Genomic DNA, 20240 nt, shown 5'->3' with positions numbered 1-20240 from the left:
TACTAAGCAATCTATATAATTTTTTGGTTTATTAATTATTTTTCTTCTTCTAAAACAAACTTATATCCAACTCCTTTAACCGTCTTAAAGAAATCATCTCCTATTTTTTCTCGAAGCTTACGAATATGAACATCAATAGTTCGTCCTCCTACTACAACTTCATTTCCCCAAACACTATCTAAAATTACTTCTCTTTTAAATACTTTGCCTGGCTTTGATGTTAATAATGATAATAATTCGAATTCTTTTCGTGGTAAAGCAATCTTTTTATCACCTTGAAAAACCACATATTCATCTCGGTTTATAACAATATTACCAACTCTTGTTGTAGCATCTTTTTCATCTGCTGTTTTTAAGCGTCTTAATAAAGATTTTACTTTACTAACTAATATCTTTGGTTTTACGGGTTTTGTAATATAATCGTCAGCGCCAGCATCAAAACCTGCCATTTGTGAGTAATCTTCTCCACGGGCTGTTAAAAAAGAAATAATTACATTTTCTAACGATTTAATATTTCTTATTTTTTGACACGCTTCAATACCATCCATCTGAGGCATCATTATATCTAATAAAATTAAATGCGGACTTACTTTTTTTGCCAATTTAACTCCTTCTGCACCGTTGTTGGCTGTAAAAACTTGATACCCTTCTGATTTTAAGTTATATCCTACTATTTCTAAAATATCAGGCTCATCATCAACGAGTAAAATTTTAACATCATTCGTATTCATAGGTCATTTTATATTGTGTTACCCAAAAGTAACTATAATATTATAAATCTTGTGTGCTACCGCTTAACTTAACATTCATTTAATCATTCATAAACCTTTGCTTAAATAGTAACGTATGTAAAAGCAATTGATTTTTATTTTTATAAGGAGGTTTTGTATCTTTAAAAAAAGAAATAAAAAATGCTAGATAAAATTAACTTGCAGGATATCTTATTTTTAGATATTGAAACGGTTCCTGAGGTGGAACTATTCTCTGATTTATCTGATGAAAAACAAGAATTGTATGCTTTAAAAACGAAATATCAACGAAAGGATGAAGTTAATGTTGAAGATTTTTATCATCGTGCTGGTATTTGGGCTGAATTCGGAAAAATAATCTGTATTTCTGTGGGTTACTTTGTGCAAAATGACGGAACAGAGCAGTTTAGAATTACTTCTTTTTCTTCGGATGATGAAGCTGTTATTTTAACCGATTTTAAAAAATTACTCGACAACCATTTTAACCATAACAAACATTTATTATGCGCCCATAATGGTAAAGAGTTCGATTTTCCATACATCGCACGCCGAATGATTATCAACAGAATTGACTTACCTAAAAAACTAGATTTATTTGGTAAAAAACCATGGGAAGTTCCGCATTTAGATACTTTAGAACTTTGGAAGTTTGGTGATTACAAACACTATACTTCGTTAAAATTATTAACCTCTATTTTAGGAATCCCTTCGCCCAAACAAGATATTGATGGTAGCGAAGTAGCCAACGTGTATTATAAAGAAAAAAACTTACAACGTATTGTTGACTATTGCGAACGAGATACCGTGGCGGTAGCGCAATTAGTATTGCGCTTTTTAAATAAACCAATGCTCGCTGAAACAGCTATTGTTAAGGTTTAAGTTATTATATATTTTTATAAAATGCTGACAATTCGAGTGAATCTTACGATTGAAATGAGTAAAATTTGTATCGAGAATAGGGTTTTTGCTACATAACGAGTTCTCGATACAATTTTTTACCAAAAATTACTCGAACTGACATTCTAAAAACCTAGATTGTTATATACAATTAGTGTTACGTTTTTTAAACAAACCAATGCTCGCCGAAACTGCTGTTGTTAAGCTTTAGAATTACATCTAGTTTTTATAATAAATCTTATAAAAAAGACTACTACCCTTCTATTTTCATAGAAAGCTCTAACCAGCGTTCTTCTTTGGTTTCTAAATCGTCTGATATTTGCTGAAGCTCTATTGATTTATCATTAATTTCTTCGGGTAAAAATTCGGCGTTATTAAATTTACCTTCAATAACTTCTTTCTTCTTCTGCAATCTTTCAATATCTTTTTCAAGTAAACCCCATTCGCGTTTCTCATCAAAACTTAAAGCTACTTTTTTAGCTGTTTTAACGGGTTTTACAACCTCTTTTTTCACTTCTTTAGCTTCTGTCTCCTTAGAGTCTTCATAAGCTCTAAAATCAGAGTAATTACCAGGAAAGTTCTCAATTTCTCCTTCGCCTCTAAACACAAATAAGTTATCTACAATTTTATCCATAAAATAACGGTCGTGAGAAACCACCATTAAGTTACCAGGATAATCTAATAAGAAATTTTCTAATACATTTAGCGTTACAACATCTAAATCGTTGGTAGGCTCATCTAAAATTAAGAAATTCGGATTCTGAATTAAAACGGCACATAAGTACAGTCGCTTTTGTTCTCCTCCACTTAATTTTTCTACAAAATCGTATTGCTTTTTTTTATCAAAAAGAAAGCGCTCTAATAATTGACTTGCAGATATTTTTCGTCCTTTAGATAACGGAATATATTCTCCGAATTCTTTAACTACTTCAATTACTTTTTGTCCTGGTTTTATTTCAATTCCGTTTTGGGTGTAATATCCAAACTTAACAGTTTCACCAACAGTTACTTTCCCGCCATCTAATTCGATAGCTCCTGTTAACATATTTAAAAAAGAAGATTTACCTGTACCATTTTTACCTATAATACCAATACGTTCGCCACGTTTAAAAACATAATCAAAGCCATCTAAAATTACTTTATCATCAAACGATTTTTTCATTTTATGAAGCTCCAAAATTTTGCTTCCTAAACGCTCCATGTTAATTTCTAACTGCACTTCATGCTCGTTACGTCGCTGGTGTGCTTTATCTTTAATTTGATTAAAATCTTCAATACGAGATTTAGATTTGGTAGTACGTGCCTTTGGTTGGCGGCGCATCCAATCTAATTCCTTTTTAAATAAACTTTTAGCTTTTCCTAAATTGGTAGCTTCCAGTGCTAAACGTTCTTCTTTATTTTGTAGGTAATATGAGTAATTACCTTTGTATTTATATAATTTACCTTCATCTAATTCGATAATCTCATTACACACACGTTCTAAAAAGTAACGGTCGTGCGTAACCATAAATAAGGTTATTTTTTCTTTGGCGAAAAATGCTTCTAACCATTCAATCATTTCTAAATCTAAATGATTGGTAGGTTCATCTAAAATTAATAAATCTGGCTTTTTTATCAATACGATAGCAAGTGCTAAACGTTTCTTTTGTCCACCAGAAAGCTTTCCTACTTTTAACTGTAAGTTATCTAACTTTAACTTCGATAATATTTGTGTGTATTGCGTTTCAAAATCCCACGCATTGTATTGCTCCATTAACTCGAAAGCTTCTTGAAATGCATCTGCATTATCAGGATTTTCTACTGCTTTTTCGTATTGCTTTATTACTGATAAAACTTTGTTATCTGTAGAAAAAATAGTTTCTTCTATCGTTAAGTCCGGATTTAAGTTATCTGCTTGCGATAAATAAGCTATATCAATGTCTTTTCGACTAACTACTTGTCCTGAATCAGATTCATCAACTCCTGCTATAATATTTAAAATAGAGGTTTTACCACTACCGTTTTTAGCAACAAAAGCTATTTTTTGATCTTTATTGATTCCGAAAGAAATATCTTCAAATAATACTTTTTCTCCGTAAGCTTTTGCAATGCCTTCAACCGATAGGTAATTCATATTCTATATTTTATGCAAAGAAACAAAAAACCCGAGCAAATGCTCGGGTTTTATTTGTTTAATCGCAAGGTGATAGCTAAGGTTTATATTCCTTAAAAATTTCCTCGAAATAAAATCTTATTATTTCTTCATTAATTTAGTTGTTAATGATTTCTGACCATCATTTACTTCTAAGATATACATTCCTGTATTTAAGTTAGACACGTTAATGTTAGAAGAGTCTAAACGACCTTTCTGTACAACGCTACCAATTACATTTACAATTTTGTATGTCATGTTATCAGCTTTAGAAGCTAATTTAACTTGTACAAAATTTGTAGCTGGATTAGGGTATGCCATTAAATTTAATGATTTTTCATTTCCTAATGCTTCACCGTTTACATCTGTAAAAGTGGTGTTAAAGTTAGATGCTGATGCCGTAATATTTACAGTATAGTCTTCTACTTCACCGTCTGCAAAAGTTTCACAAGCTGTTTGTGCTGCATTATACTTCATTGAAACACGCATTCTTGTTTGACCTAAGGTTGCATTAGATGGCACAGCAACTGTAGCTGTTAAGTTATTTGCGCTTGATGATGATCCTGTAACCACTTTCTCGCTATCCGCAAACGTTCCGTCTTGATTAAAGTCAATCCATACTGCCCAGTGCTCTGTATAAGCCGTTCCTGAAAAACCTGCACTTATTACCATTGGGTTTGAACTTCCTTGACCTAATGTTGCTACTTTAGCAGTAAAATCTCCATAACCACCATTTCCTGCAGTTGCATTAGTCATTCCTCCTAGTTCTACATTATCAATCCATTCATAAGTAACTCTATTTCCTTTTGATGCACAATAAGAAACTTGATTTGATAAAGTTGTTACGTTTACAACATTACTTGACGCTGATATATTATCTTCTGCATCTTTTGCTCTTACAGAGAATGTATATGCAGTTGCAGCTGTTAAGCCTGTAATATTTGTAGATGTTCCTGCTGAAGAACCTAATAAAGTTGCTCCTTGGTAAACATCATAACCTGTTACCGCTACATTATCTGTAGATGCCGACCAGTTTAATGTTAAAGTAGTTTGTGTTACACTTGATGCTGCTAAACTAGTTGGTGCACTTGGTGCAATAGTATCTGCTTGTGACCCTCCAATTACAACCGTATAATCTTCTACCTCTCCGTATTGGAAAGAAGCTTCACATGCTGTTGGTATTGCGTTGTACTTTAGTACTACACGCATTCTTGTTTCTCCTGTTGTTGCTGAAGCTGGTATTGTAAAAGAACCTACTACTGGTGTAGTTTGTGATGGTGCTTTTGTATACACTGTTTCACCTACATCAGAGAAATCTCCATCTTGGTTGTAATCTACAAATACTCCATATCCTTCATTATACTTAGTTCCTGTCCATCTTGGAGTTATAGTAATCGTATTTGATGTTCCTTTTGATAAACTAGTTGAAATTGAAGTGAAATCTGAATACCCATTTCCTCCTGTTGATGTATTACTGATTGTTCCTAATTCTACTTTCTGAATATACTCATCATTAACACTTGCTCCTTTTGATGTACAATAAGAAATTGTAACTTCTGGAGTTGTAAAGTTTACAGAAGCACTATAAGAAGAATTACCTGAAGAACACTTGCTACGTACTTGTACTTCGTATTGTGTTGAAGCTGTTAAACCACTTAATGCTTTTGTTGTTGTAGAAACTGCACTTGTAGACCAAGTAGAAGATGCTGTTGCTTTATATCTTACATCATATGTTGCACCTGTTACAGCTGCCCAGTTTACTGTTGCACCTGCTGAAGAAACTCCGCTTGTAGAAACTCCTGTTGGTACAGTTGCATTACATACTGTTGGTGTACCTGTAATACCTGTAACTATTAATGTATAATCTTGGCTACCTCCTGTTAAAGAACCTTTATTTGTAACAGTAATTGTATAGGTTCCTGAAGCTCCAGAAACATCTACTCTTTCAAAAGGATCAACATTGTTGTCTCTTTTTGCACTACTTGTTGCTCCTGTTAATTCGTATGGCAAATATGATGTTCCTCCTTTAGTAACTCTTAAATCTAAATCGTTTACTAATACAGGTGTAGTTGAATTTACAGTTGAAGTTGCAACTCCTGGTCTATCTGTCCAAGAAATAGATGCTAATAATGGATTAACTCCATCAGCATCTACAGTAATTGTATATGTTTGACCTGATGTTAATGTTAATTCTTCAATCTTAGATGTATTTCCTTTATTTGAAATTGCCTCAGCCGCTTTTTTAGTATGTAATAATCCCCATCCGAAAACTGCATCTGGTCCAGAAACTCCTGCATCATCTGCAGTATGTAGTGCTAAACCTTTTAAGGTTGCCGCTCTCATAAAAGCTCCGTTATTCAAGTTTTTGTGGTGTTGTTGTAATAATAACAATGAACCAGTAACGTTAGGCGAAGCCATAGACGTACCTGTAATAGAGTTATATGCAGTATCACTACTTGCATAAGTTGAGTAAACATTTGTTCCGTTTCCAGTAATATCTGGCTTAATTCTAAAATCATCCGTTGGTCCTTCACTACTTGAGCTATTGATAGAAACAGAAACTAAATTTCCGTTTGAATCAATATTTGCATCTTGTGCGTTTGCTACAACTAGGTTGTTTTTAGATGTTGAGTGACCTGTTAATTTATCGAAACCAGAACCTCCTGTTGGATTCGTATTTGCAGTATTGTCGTTACCGTCGTTACCTGCAGCCACAACCATTAAATAGTTGGGTGCATTAAACATAATTTCATCCCATCCTCTAGATTCGTCAATATATCCTCCAAAATAATTTTGTGGTAATTGAACTTGTCCTTGTTGGTTTCTAGTTGCGTAACCGTATGAGTGATTAGAAATTAACATCCCGTTAGATGCTGCTGAAATAGCTTCTGGTTTATCATTGTTCCAGTCACTTCCTCTTACTTTAGAGTGAGGAGCCATTCCCTTAGCTTCTGACTGTACACCAGATGCCATAATAGTTCCTGTTACGTGACCTGCGTGAAAATTTAATGTAGAACTTCCGTCATTAATAGTAAAACGATTATTTCCTCCTGCTCCGTCATACTCTTGATGAGTACCTCTTGCAAGACCTCCGTCCCATACGTAAGCTGTCATTCCCTGTCCCATTAAGTTAAGACCTAAAGATCCTCCAGCATTTAAATGATTTGCTCTTGTAGATTTTGCTGCAGCTGCATTAGAAGTGGTATAATATATTGGTTTACCATTTACAACTCTTTGTAATTCAACTAAACTACCATCTTTAGTTGTAAATTTTGTTTTCCAACCTTTTTGTTTCGCAATTTGTTTTGCTTGCTCTTTCTCTGTTTTTGCAATTTTTTGAAAGTCGCCTTTCATCTTTTGAAGCTTTGTTAAATCGTATTTACTACGAATTTGCTCTACTTCTCTTTTGTCTTGAGCTTGTGCCTGAAAATTTAATCCAAAGACAACACCAGCCAATACAAGGCCTTTTAGGTACTTGTGATTCATTTTTGAAGGGTTTAAGTTAGTTATTTGAAATGGGTTATTCGTTAATAAAAACGCAATATTTTACCATTAATACTTCAAATATAATAAAAAAATAAAATATTCGTAATTAAATAATTAAAAATTAAAGATATTAATAAACAAATGAAAATAAAAACCATTAAACCCAGTATAGTACTGGGCTTAATGGTTCTAAAAAAATAATTAGTATTTTACTACTTCTATTTCTTCATTAATTTAGTTGTTAATGATTTCTGACCGTCATTTACTTCTAAAATATACATTCCTGTATTTAAGTTAGATACGTTTATGTTAGAAGAATCTAAACGACCTTTTTGTACAACGCTACCAATTACATTTACAATTTTGTATGTCATGTTATCAGCTTTAGATGCTAACTTAACTTGTACAAAATTTGTAGCTGGATTAGGATATGCCATTAAGTTTAATGATTTCTCATTTCCTAAAGCTTCACCGTTTATACCCGAATCAATTGCTCCTGAATTAGGAGTTGAACCCACAATATTTACAGTATAATCTTCTACTTCACCATCTGCAAAAGTTTCACAAGCTGTTTGTGCTGCATTGTACTTCATTGAAACACGCATTCTTGTTTGACCTAATGTTGCATTAGCGGGTACATCAACTGTTGCTGTTAAATTATTTGCACTTGATGATGATCCTGTAACCACTTTTTCTGAACTATCAAAAGTACCGTTTTGGTTAAAATCTATCCATACTGCCCAGTGTTCTGTATAAGCCGTTCCTGAAAAACCTGCACTTATTACCATTGGATTTGAACTTCCTTGACCTAATGTTGCTACTTTAGCAGTAAAATCTCCGTAACCACCATTTCCTGCAGTTGCATTAGTCATTCCTCCTAATTCTACATTATCAATCCACTCATAAGAAGACCTGTTTCCTTTTGATGCACAATAAGAAACTTGATTTGATAAAGTTGTTACGTTTACAACATTACTTGATGCTGATACATTATCTGCAGCATCTTTTGCTCTTACGAAAAAAGTATATGTTGTTGCAGCTGTTAAGCCTGTAATATTTGTAGATGTTCCTGCTGTAGAAGTTAATAAAGTTGCTCCTTGGTAAACATCATAACCTGTTACCGCTACATTATCTGTAGATGCCGACCAGTTTAATGACAAAGTAGTTTGTGTTACACTTGATGCTGCTAAACTAGCTGGTGCACTTGGTGCAGTAGTATCTGCTTGTGCCCCTCCAATTACAACAGTATAATCTTCAACCTCTCCGTATTGGAAAGAAGCTTCACATGCTGTTGGTATTGCGTTGTACTTTAATACTACACGCATTCTTGTTTCTCCTGTTGTTGCTGAAGCTGGTACTGTAAAAGAACCTACTACTAGTGTAGTTTTTGAAGGTGCTTTTGTATACACTGTTTCTCCTGCATCAGAAAAATCTCCATCTTGGTTATAATCTATAAATACTCCATATCCTTCATCATAACTAGTTCCTGTCCATTTTGGAGTAATAGTAATTGTATTAGATGCTCCTTTTGCTAAACTAGTTGAGATTGATGTGAAATCTGAATATCCGTTTCCTCCTGTTGAAGTATTATTTATTGTTCCTAATTCTACTTTCTGAATATACTCATCATTTACGCTTGCTCCTTTCGAGTTACAGTAAGAAATTGTAACTTCTGGAGTTGTAATGTTTAAGACTGAACTTGCAGTTGATTCATTTCCTGCCGCATCTTTTGCTATAACAGTAAAAGAATATGCAGTTGTTGCGCTTAATCCCGTAACATTATATGTATTACTAGTTGAAGATCCTATTTTAGTAGTTCCTCTATAAATATCATATCCTACAACCCCAACATTATCAGTAGAATTTGTCCAGTTTAAAATTAAACTAGCATCTGTTAAGTTAGATGCTGCTAAATTTGCAGGTACAGTTGGCGCTTCAGCATCAGTAACAGCATTTGCTGTAAATGAACCTGTAAAAACTCCTCTACCATAAGTTGAAGCAATAATTTTATTTTCTGTATTATCTCCACTAACATTATAGTAATCTAATGAAGTAACACTTACATCACTCATACCATTGTATGCCTGAGACCAAACAGGATTTGCATCGTTAAAATTAGATGTAGACCATACCCCTAGTTGTGTTGCTAAAATAGCTTCGTTTCTATCTAATGGGTTTTGTAAAATATCTCTAACAGGTATATTTGGTAAATTACCTTCTTTACTTGTCCAATCATTACCTCCGTTTGAAGTTGCCCAAACACTTGTTACACCATAATTATGAATTGTAACAAAAATATCATTTTCTGTTGCTCCTAATCTAACAGATGAAATAGCACCAACAAAAGGTGTATTTATAGCTGCCCAAGTTGCACTTGAATTATTAACATTAGACAATCTTACTAATTTACCGTTTGCTAAACCTACAAACCATCTGTTATTTGTAAAAGATGATGGTAAAAACGCTGTTGGTTTTGCATCTAATAAAGCATTTGTTAAAGTACCATTATTATTTGCTGCTACATTAATACTCATTATAGCATTTGCAGAAGCTGTAGATTTATTTGATAATAATCTATTAGCATTACTATCATACCCCATTTGATTTACGAAATCCCCTGTTGCCTGATCACTTGCTAATGTTCCTGAAGAACCTCCTTGTCTTCTTCCTAAACCACTCCAAGGTAAATTAAATTTATAAATTACATTATTAACATAAGTGGCAATCATGTATTGCCCATCTTTATCAACAAATGTGTAAAAACCATCACCATCACTTAATTCTGTAGAACTATTGATACCTGGTGCTGCGTTTTTAAATGCTTGTGTACCGTTATCTTGAGCACCTGCGGTTAAAATTAAATTAGAACTTCCAGGTCCATCAGGCCCAATTCCTGCTTTTACAAACTGAGTAACATTGTAACCTTTATTACGTGCACCTATAGTTCCTCCAGCATTTCCTGAATAATAAACTCCACCATCGTTACCAAATAACATTCTAGATGAAGAATTGTTTCCAAAAGCAATAGAGTGTTGATCAGCATGTACATTATTAGATTGTCCAAAACCACCGTACCAATGCGACAATTGAGACCAAGAACTACCTCCGTTACTCGTTTTAAACAAATCAATTCCACCAACGTAAACTATGTTATCGTTATTAGGATCTGCTTCAATTACTAAATCATAAAAAGCTTGACCTCTTGTAAAGTCATTAGCAGCAATCCCCGTATCGGCATCGTTTGGTAAAGATGTTGCAGCAACAGAATTAAAACCGTTTGTTGTTTTATAAATAAGAACTGGTGCTGCAGCCGTTGAACCTTGTGCTAAAACATATATTTTGTTTCCGTTTGTTGCAGATGGCTCTATTTCAACTCTATTTGCATTTGTTAAAGGAGAAGCTGCTGCTTCTGTCCAAGTAGCTCCGTTAGTAGAACCATAAACTTTACCACCACCTTCACCTAAGGCAGAATTTATAGTACCCATCCATAATCTATTATCTGCACCAATTTCTAAATCATTTGGTATATGATAATAAGAAACACCCTCTCTTTCAGTACGCATGTTTTCAGATTCAATTCGGCTCCATGTTCCTCCATTATCTGTAGAACGATATAAACCTGCCGATTGTAATCCTAACCAGTTTGATGGACTAGCAGCTGCTCCATAACGGAAAGCTCCTACTGCTACAAATAATTCTGTAGAACCTCCATTATCCCATGCTAAAACATCATTTACATAATGAATTCCTGATACAAATAAGTTGGATGCATTAAAGTTAATATCTCCACCACCTGCTGCAGGAATATTTAACGCTGTCCATGTAGTACCTCCATTAATTGTTCTGTAAACACCATTACCTACAACATCACCACCGGTGTACTGTTCGCCAGTACCCACATACCAAATGTTAGAATTTCTAGGATCTACTGTTATAGAAGTTACTGATAAATTACCAGGCACATTATCTACTCTTTGCCATTGTGAATTTGCGTTGCTAATATTAGTATTAACCCATAATCCACCACTTACACCACCAGCATAAACTTTGTTATTTGAAGCATCATTAGGGTCAAACATAATAACCCTAGTTCTTCCTCCTACATTATTTGGTCCTCTTTCTACCCATGAGTTTCCGCTATCTCCTGGAGATCTTTGAGCTTGTCTTTTTTGTACTAATTCGTTTCTTAACTTATTCAATCCATCTTGCTCTAATTTACCTGAAGATGGATTTATAGTTAACTCCCACATTTGTTCGAAATACCTATTAGGTGGTAAACCAAACTGCTTTCTCTTTTTTTTGTCCCATTTTAAAGTTTCCTGATAAGGGCTATTCTTTAAAAATTCTGAATACGTTTCTCTCTCTTTTTCAAGAGATAAAGCACTGTTTTCTGTAAAAAACTGCTTGTAACCTATTGTCGCAACAAGGGCTACAGACAAACTTCCCACTAATAATTTTAGCTTTTTGTTCATTCTGAAAGGTTTTATTTAAATTAAAATAGAAAAAACCTGAGCAGGATTTGCTCAGGTTTTTATTATGAAAGTATTAAAAATTACTTTTTCATTAATTTAGTTGTTAATGATTTTTGACCATCATTTACTTCTAAAATATACATTCCTGTATTTAAGTTAGATATGTTGATATTAGAAGAATCTAAACGACCTTTCTGAACAACTCTACCAATTACATTTACAATTTTATAAGTAATATTATCAGCTTTAGATGCTAACTTAACTTGTATATTGTTTACTGCTGGATTAGGATATACCATTAGGTTGATGTTATCGTCTTTTCCTAATCTTTCACCACTTACTGGGTTTTCTTCTCTTGCATTAGATACAATATTTACAGTGTAATCTTCTACTTCACCATCTGCAAAAGTTTCACAAGCTGTTTGTGCTGCATTATACTTCATTGAAACACGCATTCTTGTTTGACCTAAGGTTGCATTAGATGGCACAGCAACTGTAGCTGTTAAGTTATTTGCGCTTGATGATGATCCTGTAACCACTTTCTCACTATCCGCAAACGTTCCGTCTTGATTAAAGTCAATCCATACTGCCCAGTGCTCTGTATAAGCCGTTCCTGAAAAACCTGCACTTATTACCATTGGGTTTGAACTTCCTTGACCTAATGTTGCTACTTTAGCAGTAAAATCTCCGTAACCACCGTTTCCTGCAGTTGCATTAGTCATTCCTCCTAATTCTACGTTATCAATCCACTCATAAGTAGATCTATTTCCTTTTGATGCACAATAAGAAACTTGATTTGATAAAGTTGTTACATTTACAACATTACTAGACGATGATACATTTCCTGCAGCATCTTTTGCTCTTACGGAAAAAGTATATGCTGTTGCTACTGTTAAACCTGTAATATTTGTAGATGTTCCTGTAGAAGAACCTAATTTAGTTGCTCCCTGGTATACATCATAACCTGTTACCGCTACATTATCTGTAGATGCTGACCAGTTTAATGTTAAAGTAGTTTGAGCTACACTTGATGCTGCTAAACTAGCTGGTGCACTTGGCGCAGTAGTATCTGCTTGTGCTCCTCCAATTACAACAGTATAATCTTCAACCTCTCCGTATTGGAAAGAAGCTTCACATGCTGTTGGTATTGCGTTGTACTTTAATACTACACGCATTCTTGTTTCTCCTGTTGTTGCTGATGTTGGTACTGTAAAAGAACCTACTACTGGTGTAGTTTTTGAAGGTGCTTTTGTATACACTGTTTCTCCTGCATCAGAGAAATCTCCATCTTGGTTATAATCTATAAATACTCCATATCCTTCATCATAACTAGTTCCTGTCCATTTTGGAGTAATAGTAATTGTATTAGATGCTCCTTTTGCTAAACTAGTTGAGATTGATGTGAAATCTGAATATCCGTTTCCGCCTGTTGAAGTATTATTTATTGTTCCTAAAGCAACTTTCTGAATATACTCATCATTTACACTTGCTCCTTTTGAGGTACAATAGTTTGTTCCTGTTGGTGGCGTTGTTCCTCCTCCAAATTTATCAGATAAAGCTAAAGCTCTTCTAGAACCACCTGCTAATAACACTGCACGCATTCTATTTTTTTGTCCTGTTGTGAATAAATTCATACATGAATCGTCTGAATAATCCATATAGTTTTCTACCATATCTAAAGAACCACAAGAAGAATGTGTTGATGCACAACCGTAATTTGCTGCATCCGATTCTGGTGTATCTGACACGAAATCATCAACTCCACAACCACCGTCACCCCAAATGTGACGTAAGTTTAAATAGTGACCTACCTCATGAGTAGTTGTTCTACCACCGTCAAAAGGAGCTTGAGCCGTACCTGTTGTACCAAAATATTGATCTGCCATTACTACTCCGTCTGTAGAAGCTGCTCCTCCAGGAAATTGTGCATATCCTAAAATAGTACCTCCAGTTGGTCTTGTAATATTATCAACAATCCACATATTTAAATACTCTGCAGTATTCCAAGGGTTAACACCTCCTTGAGATGCTCTTTTCATTTTATTTTCTCCTGTAAGCCAAGTAGAAGTACCAACCTGAGTTCTAGTAATCCCAGATGTTGCGTTTCCATTTGGATCAACCGTTGCTAATTTAAATTCAATTTGTGAATCGGCAGCTTGAGACCATTTGTTATTTCTATCTGAATTGGTTCTTCTAAAATCTTTATTCAATACATCTAATTGAGACTGAATTTGAGCAGTACTGATATTATTAGATGAGTTTGTGTATAAAATATGTACTACTACAGGAAGAGTTATAATGTTACCTGACACTTTACTGTGACGGTTTTCCATTTCCTTTACCCTTTTTTGAGTAAATTCTTCTATTTGATTCATTCTTTTTTCAAGACCTGGATCTTGAGCCATTCTTTCTTTTAAGTCTTCCATTGCATGACAGGTTCTTTTTTCCTGTGCAAAAGCTGCTCCTGTTAAGAATAAACATAATAATGCTAGAGTAATTTTGTTTCTCATTCGTGAAGGGTTATTAAGTTAGTTAAAAATAGACTTGACGCAATGACATATTCGCAACAATAGTCCATTTTTTTAAATAAATGAACAGCAAATATAGGTAAAAACATGAATAATACTACTTTAAAGTTAAAAAATGTAAATTTTTAACAAAATTAATAAAATTGTTAAATGATAAAAACTAGTAGTACCAAGGGTTTAACAGCTATTATATATTGCATAATAATTTAAAGTTAATGTTATATTATTGTTACGATAAGAAAAAAATAATTGTATTTTTAATAAAAATTTACAAAAATGCTTCAAGTTAAAAATTTAGAGATAAGTTTTAAAAACGCTCCTCCTGTTATTCAAAATATTACTTTTAGTTTACAACAAACTGAAATACTAGGTATTGTGGGGGAAAGCGGAAGTGGAAAATCGATAACTTCTTTAGCTATTTTAGGGCTGTTACCTAATTCTGCTGATGTAAAAGGTGAGGTGTTATTTAATCATCAAAATTTATTGACTTACACCAATAAAGAATTTCAAAAAATTAGAGGCAGTAAAATAGGAATGGTTTTTCAAGAACCGATGAGTTCTTTAAACCCGACTTTAACTTGTGGTTTTCAAGTTTCTGAAATTTTACAACAACACACTAGTTTATCAAAAGATCAAATAAAGGAAGAAGTAATTTCTTTATTTAAAAAAGTAAAACTACCAAGACCTGAAAGTATTTTTAATTCATATCCGCATCAAATTAGTGGTGGTCAAAAACAACGTGTAATTATTGCAATGGCAATTGCTTGTAAGCCAAAAATTTTAATTGCTGATGAACCTACAACAGCTTTGGATGTTACGGTTCAGAAAGAAATAATTTTACTTTTAAAAGAATTGCAAGAGGAATATAAAATGGGAATTATTTTTATTTCTCATGACTTAGCATTGGTTTCTGAAATTGCAGATAATGTTATTGTAATGTATAAAGGTAAAATTATCGAGCAAGGTAAAACTGGTGATTTATTTATCCATCCAAAAGAAAATTACACCAAAGCACTTATAAACTCTAAACCGAATACTAAAAAACGTTTTAAAATATTACCAACTGTTACTGATTTTATTAACGACACCGTTAATACTTCTTTATATAGTAATGAAGAGCGTGATGAGTTTCATCAAAAAATATATAATCAACCGCCATTATTAGAAATTAAAAATCTTCATAAAAATTTTATTTCTAATGCTTCTTGGTTTTCCAAACCTGCTGTTGTAAAAGCAGTAAACAATGTTTCTTTTAAAATTTATGAAGGTGAAACTTTAGGTTTGGTAGGAGAGAGCGGTTGCGGAAAAACCACCTTAAGTAGAACTATTTTACAATTAGAAAATGCTACTTCAGGAGAAATTATTTACAAAGGGCAAGATATTACGAAGTTATCAAAATTAGCATTTAAAAAACTACGAAAAGAAATTCAAATTATATTTCAAGATCCTTTTTCATCTTTAAATCCGAGAATTACTGTTGGTAATGCGATTCTCGAACCCATGAAAGTTCACAATATTTTAAGCTCATCAAAAGAAAGAAAAAAATATGTGTATAATTTATTGGAGAAAGTTGGCCTAGAAAAGACTCATTTTTATAGATATCCGCATGAGTTTTCTGGCGGACAACGCCAGCGAATTGGTATTGCGCGTACTATTGCTTTACAACCAAAATTGATTATTTGCGATGAATCTGTTTCGGCTTTAGATGTATCGGTACAAGCGCAAGTTTTAAACTTACTAAATCAATTAAAAGCTGAGTTTAATTTTACTTATATTTTTATTTCCCACGATTTATCTGTTGTAAAATATATGGCCGATCAATTGGTGGTAATGAATAATGGTAGGGTAGAAGAAGTTGCTGATGCTGATGAAATTTACAACAATCCGAAAACCAATTACACCAAAACATTAATAGCGGCAGTACCTAAAGGACTCTAACTTTTTTCAATGCTTTATTAATAGTATATTGCACCGTTAAAAACGAAAAGAAAAATATGAAAATTATAGTTCCAATGGCAGGAATCGGGTCTCGTTTAAGACCTCATACATTAACAACTCCAAAGCCATTAACAGTTATAGCTGGTAAGCCAATTGTACAACGTTTAGTTGAAGATATTACTTCGGTTGTAAACCAACCAATAGAAGAAATCGCATTTATAATTGGTACTGCTGCAAAGGGTTTTCCTGCAGATACTAAAGATAAGTTAATTGCAATTGCAGAAAGTTTAGGTGCCAAAGGTTCTGTATACGTTCAAGAAGAAGCGTTAGGAACAGCTCATGCAATTTATTGCGCAAAAGAATCATTAACAGGCTCTTGTGTTGTTGCTTTTGCTGATACTTTATTTAAAGCAGATTTTACGTTAGATGCAAATGCTGATGGTGCTATTTGGGTAAAACAAGTAGCAGATCCTAGTGCATTTGGTGTTGTAAAATTAAAAGACGGAATTATTACTGATTTCGTTGAAAAGCCAAAAGAATTTGTTTCTGACTTAGCAATTATCGGAATTTACTATTTTAAAGATGGTGATAAAGTTCGTGAAGAAATAAAGCATTTAATTGATAATGATATTCGCCCTTCTGGAGAGTTTCAATTAACAGAAGTGTTAGAATCTTTAAAGCAACAAGGCGCTAAGTTTATTCCTGGTAAAGTAGATGCTTGGATGGATTGTGGTAAAAAAGATCCAACAGTTGATACCAACAAACAAGTTTTAGGTTTCGAACAAGCTGATGGTAACAATTTAGTTGCTAACGATGTTGTTTTAGAAAATTCAGAAATTATTCAACCTTGTTTTGTAGGTAAAAATGTGGTTTTAAAGAACACTAAAATCGGACCTTTTGTTTCTATCGGTGAAAATAGTGTTGTTGAAAACTCAACAATCGTAAATTCATTAATTCAAACTAATGTTCATATTTCTAATGCAAAATTAGACAATGCAATGATTGGTAATCATGCCAAATATAATGCTAATTATACATCAGTAAGTATAGGTGATTATACAGATCTTACATAATAAAAGAAGCAATCAAGAATCAAGAATTAAGGTGCTTTTATCTTTTTTCTTGATTCTTTATTCTCTCTTTATCTACTCTCAAGATAGCATTCCTGCTGCCGTAGGTGTTATTGAAAAAAATGACATCCAGTTTCAAGACAACTTTTTTAAAGCACTCTCTCAAAAAGCAGTTTATAACTACAAAAAAGCCATTGAGTATTTAGAAAACTGTAATGAACTAGTGCCTAATAATAAAGCAGTATTATTTGAACTTTCTAAAAACTACCTAAAACTAGGTAGAAGTAATGAGTCTTTAGAATATATACATTTAGCCTTACTTAAAGAGCCTACTAATTTATGGATGCTAGAGCATAAAGTAACAATCTTAAGAAGGATTGCTAATTTTGATGATGCGATAGTTACGCAAGAAAAAATTGCAGAAAAACATCCGAAGAAAAAACAATTATTAGTTTTTTTACATTTACAGAATAGAGATGTTACTGCTGCAAAAAAAGTTTTATCGGAGTTAAAAGAGGATAAACTATTAAACGAAAGACTTCGAAGAATTGAAGAAAAACTGAACAATACTGAAGTTAAAGAAGTAAAAAAGAAAACCGTAAGTACGGATTTACGTGCAACTTTCGAAAAAGAAAAAACATATAGTAGCTTACAGCTTTTATTAAACGAGCTAACAACAAGCAATCATGTTGATTTATTAAAATACAGTGAGCAAGGTTTAACGTTGTTTCCGGCGCAGCCTTTTGTTTATTTAATAAACGGTAAGGCGCTTAACAATAATAAAAAATATAAAAAAGCATTACAAAGTTTGCAAAACGGCATTGATTTTGTAATTGATAATAACGAAATTGAAGCAAAATTTTATATAGAAATGGCAAGAGCTTATCAAAAATTAAATAACTCTAAAAAGGCGGATTTATTTAAAAGTAAAGCCAAGCAAATTCTAAAATAATTTTCTTTTCCATCTATAAATTATATGAAATACTTTACAGTACTTATTGTCTTATTTTTAGTTTTTACCTCGTGTAAATCAACTAAAGTAGCCACCAATAATTTGGTTGAAATTAAAGAAATGTCTGCCAGAAAAGTGGCAAAAAAACATGTTTCGGCTAATTTTAATGAAAAAACAATTGACGCACGTTTAAAAGTTAATTATAAAAATGCTAAAGATGATGTAGGTTTTTCTGTACGAATGAAAATCAAGAAAGATGAAGTTATTTGGCTAAAAGGAACCAAGATTATTACTGTTTTTAAAGCAAAGATTACTCCTACAAAGGTGCAATTTTATTCTTCTTTATATAAAAATTATTTCGATGGAGATTTTTCGATGTTAAAGGATTTATTAGGAACTGATATTAATTTTCAGCAATTACAAAACATGTTGTTAGGCGAATCTTTATTTAACGTAAAATCTGAACGACACGAGGTAGAAATTATTGAAAAATCATATCAACTATCACCTAAAAAGCAAGCTGTTTTATTTGATTTATTTTTTAATATAAATCCGCTTCATTATAAGTTAAACAAACAATCGGTTGTAAACTCACTAAAAAATCAGCGTTTAGATATATCTTATCCTAAATATTTGAATAAAAAAGGAGTGTTATTTCCTGAAAAAATTAATATCAATGCAAAACAAAACAACAAATTTACTGTTATTGATATTGAAACACGCTCGGTAGAATTTGATACAAAATTGAATATTGATTTTAGAATGCCTAACGGTTATAAAGAAATTAAATTATAATGAAAAAAACTGTTCTTTATCTCTCATTTTTATGTCTTTTTTTAATAAGTTTTTCTTCGTTTAGTCAAGAGCGAAAAACGCTGGAAAAAAAACACAAAGCAATTAAAAATGAAATTAAGCAGATTAATAATTTACTTTTTAAAGCTAAAAAAGACAGAGGAAATGCCTTAGATGATTTAAAAGATTTGAGTCAAAAAATTGGTGCCCGAAAGCGTTTAATTGAGGTTATTGAGCTAGAATCTAAAAAACTTTCAAGTGAAATAGCTTTAAACGAAAAGCAACTAGCAACCTACAACGAGCAATTAAAAAAACTGAAACAAGAGTATTCTGATATGGTTGTAAAAACCCATAAAAGTAAATCTCAACAAAGTAAAACCATGTTTTTATTGTCTTCTGAAAGCTTTTATCAGGCTTATAAGCGATTAAAATACATGCAGCAATACAATGATTACCGAAAGAAACAGGGAGAAGATATTGTTGTTAAAACTACGGAAATCAAAGCTTTTAATAATTCTTTAATTGAGAAAAGAAAAGCTAAAGAAAAATTAATTTCTGATGAAAAATCTCAAAAAGAAGAAATAGAATCTGATAAAAAGAGTCAAGAGAAATTAGTTTCTAAAATTAAAAAAGAAGAAAAAAAGTACAAGCGAGATCTACAACAAAAATTAAAAGAAGAGCAACGCATAACAGCTCGCATCGATAAATTAATTAGAGAAGCTATTGCGAAAGCAAATAAAGAGAAAAAAACAACTAAAAAAGCCTCTTCTTCAGGGTTTGTTTTAGATGCAGCGGAAAAGAAATTATTGGCAAATTTTGAGCAAAACAAAGGAAGTTTACCTTGGCCCGTAAACGGCATAATTACTAGAAAATACGGAATACAACCACATCCAACTTTTTCTGGAATTGAAATTAATAGTCCAGGATTGCATATTGTTACAAGAAAAAATACCGATGCTAAAAGCATTTTTAACGGTAAAGTTTTAGCTTTACAATCGCAATCTGGTGGAAAAAAATCTGTATTAATTCAACACGGTAGTTATATTTCGGCTTATAATAACCTTGAGAGTGTTTACGTTAAAAAAGGAGAGCTTATAAAAACCGGTGATAAAGTAGGTAAGGTTTTTACTGATAAAGTTTCAGGCAAAACGAAATTACTCTTTGTTTTATTTAAAAATACTGCTAAATTAAATCCTGCTAACTGGATACGTACAAACTAAGATAA

At 32.6% G+C, this 20240-nt stretch carries 11 protein-coding genes; 6 read left to right on the top strand and 5 right to left on the bottom strand.

All coding sequences use genetic code 11. The features are described from left to right. Positions 1–35: 35 nt before the first annotated feature. Positions 36–731, bottom strand: coding sequence for a response regulator transcription factor (locus AC28QF_RS10805; protein ID WP_488201696.1), 696 nt, complete (start codon positions 729–731; stop codon positions 36–38). 180 nt (positions 732–911) lie between these two features. Here AC28QF_RS10805 and AC28QF_RS10800 point away from each other — a divergent pair, with 180 nt between their 5' ends. Beyond that, a complete protein-coding gene (locus tag AC28QF_RS10800; protein ID WP_488201697.1) occupies positions 912–1628 on the top strand; it encodes a 3'-5' exonuclease in 717 nt (238 codons plus the stop codon). 271 nt (positions 1629–1899) lie between these two features. Here the strand turns inward: AC28QF_RS10800 and AC28QF_RS10795 are convergent, their stop codons facing one another. From AC28QF_RS10795 to AC28QF_RS10780, 4 genes are all read right to left on the bottom strand, one after another. Next, positions 1900–3759: an ABC-F family ATP-binding cassette domain-containing protein gene (locus AC28QF_RS10795; protein WP_488201698.1), complete on the bottom strand. Its 1860-nt coding sequence runs from the start codon at positions 3757–3759 to the stop codon at positions 1900–1902. A gap of 120 nt (positions 3760–3879) precedes the next feature. Next, a complete protein-coding gene (locus AC28QF_RS10790; protein WP_488201699.1) occupies positions 3880–7263 on the bottom strand; it encodes a GEVED domain-containing protein in 3384 nt (1127 codons plus the stop codon). 218 nt (positions 7264–7481) lie between these two features. Next, the gene (locus tag AC28QF_RS10785) at positions 7482–11735 is read right to left on the bottom strand and encodes a GEVED domain-containing protein (RefSeq protein ID WP_488201700.1); all 4254 of its coding nucleotides are present in this window, start codon (positions 11733–11735) and stop codon (positions 7482–7484) included. A gap of 80 nt (positions 11736–11815) precedes the next feature. Continuing rightward, positions 11816–14245: a GEVED domain-containing protein gene (locus AC28QF_RS10780; RefSeq protein ID WP_488201701.1), complete on the bottom strand. Its 2430-nt coding sequence runs from the start codon at positions 14243–14245 to the stop codon at positions 11816–11818. Between the two features lie 294 nt (positions 14246–14539). Here AC28QF_RS10780 and AC28QF_RS10775 point away from each other — a divergent pair, with 294 nt between their 5' ends. From AC28QF_RS10775 to AC28QF_RS10755, 5 genes are read left to right on the top strand one after another with little or no spacing between them, the layout of a single operon-like run. Then, on the top strand, positions 14540–16201 hold the full coding sequence (locus tag AC28QF_RS10775) for an ABC transporter ATP-binding protein (RefSeq protein ID WP_488201702.1): 1662 nt from the start codon (positions 14540–14542) through the stop codon (positions 16199–16201). A gap of 56 nt (positions 16202–16257) precedes the next feature. After that, a complete protein-coding gene (locus AC28QF_RS10770) occupies positions 16258–17274 on the top strand; it encodes a sugar phosphate nucleotidyltransferase (RefSeq protein ID WP_315944147.1) in 1017 nt (338 codons plus the stop codon). A 49-nt stretch (positions 17275–17323) separates the two neighbouring features. Next, positions 17324–18223, top strand: coding sequence for a tetratricopeptide repeat protein (locus AC28QF_RS10765; RefSeq protein WP_488201703.1), 900 nt, complete (start codon positions 17324–17326; stop codon positions 18221–18223). 24 nt (positions 18224–18247) lie between these two features. Further along, positions 18248–19018 carry a lipoprotein insertase outer membrane protein LolB1 gene (lolB1, locus tag AC28QF_RS10760; RefSeq protein ID WP_488201704.1) on the top strand — a complete coding sequence of 257 codons (771 nt, stop codon included), beginning with the start codon at positions 18248–18250 and terminating at the stop codon, positions 19016–19018. Next, positions 19018–20235 (top strand): murein hydrolase activator EnvC family protein, encoded by a 1218-nt coding sequence (locus tag AC28QF_RS10755; RefSeq protein WP_488201705.1) that lies wholly within the window; start codon positions 19018–19020, stop codon positions 20233–20235. The genes lolB1 and AC28QF_RS10755 overlap by 1 nt, the downstream gene beginning before the upstream one ends. The last annotated feature ends 5 nt before the right edge of the window (positions 20236–20240 follow it).

Source organism: Tenacibaculum sp. M1.3A (assembly GCF_057732375.1).
This window is presented reverse-complemented; position numbering and strand designations above follow the sequence as displayed.

Excerpts from the sequence above, each read along its gene's own strand:
- AC28QF_RS10755 (WP_488201705.1), top strand. The coding sequence starts at position 19,018 with ATGAAAAAAACTGTTCTTTATCTCTCATTTTTATGTCTTTTTTTAATA.
- AC28QF_RS10805 (WP_488201696.1), bottom strand. The coding sequence starts at position 731 with ATGAATACGAATGATGTTAAAATTTTACTCGTTGATGATGAGCCTGAT.
- AC28QF_RS10770 (WP_315944147.1), top strand. The coding sequence starts at position 16,258 with ATGAAAATTATAGTTCCAATGGCAGGAATCGGGTCTCGTTTAAGACCT.
- AC28QF_RS10775 (WP_488201702.1), top strand. The coding sequence starts at position 14,540 with ATGCTTCAAGTTAAAAATTTAGAGATAAGTTTTAAAAACGCTCCTCCT.
- AC28QF_RS10795 (WP_488201698.1), bottom strand. The coding sequence starts at position 3,759 with ATGAATTACCTATCGGTTGAAGGCATTGCAAAAGCTTACGGAGAAAAA.
- lolB1 (WP_488201704.1), top strand. The coding sequence starts at position 18,248 with ATGAAATACTTTACAGTACTTATTGTCTTATTTTTAGTTTTTACCTCG.
- AC28QF_RS10780 (WP_488201701.1), bottom strand. The coding sequence starts at position 14,245 with ATGAGAAACAAAATTACTCTAGCATTATTATGTTTATTCTTAACAGGA.
- AC28QF_RS10800 (WP_488201697.1), top strand. The coding sequence starts at position 912 with ATGCTAGATAAAATTAACTTGCAGGATATCTTATTTTTAGATATTGAA.
- AC28QF_RS10790 (WP_488201699.1), bottom strand. The coding sequence starts at position 7,263 with ATGAATCACAAGTACCTAAAAGGCCTTGTATTGGCTGGTGTTGTCTTT.
- AC28QF_RS10785 (WP_488201700.1), bottom strand. The coding sequence starts at position 11,735 with ATGAACAAAAAGCTAAAATTATTAGTGGGAAGTTTGTCTGTAGCCCTT.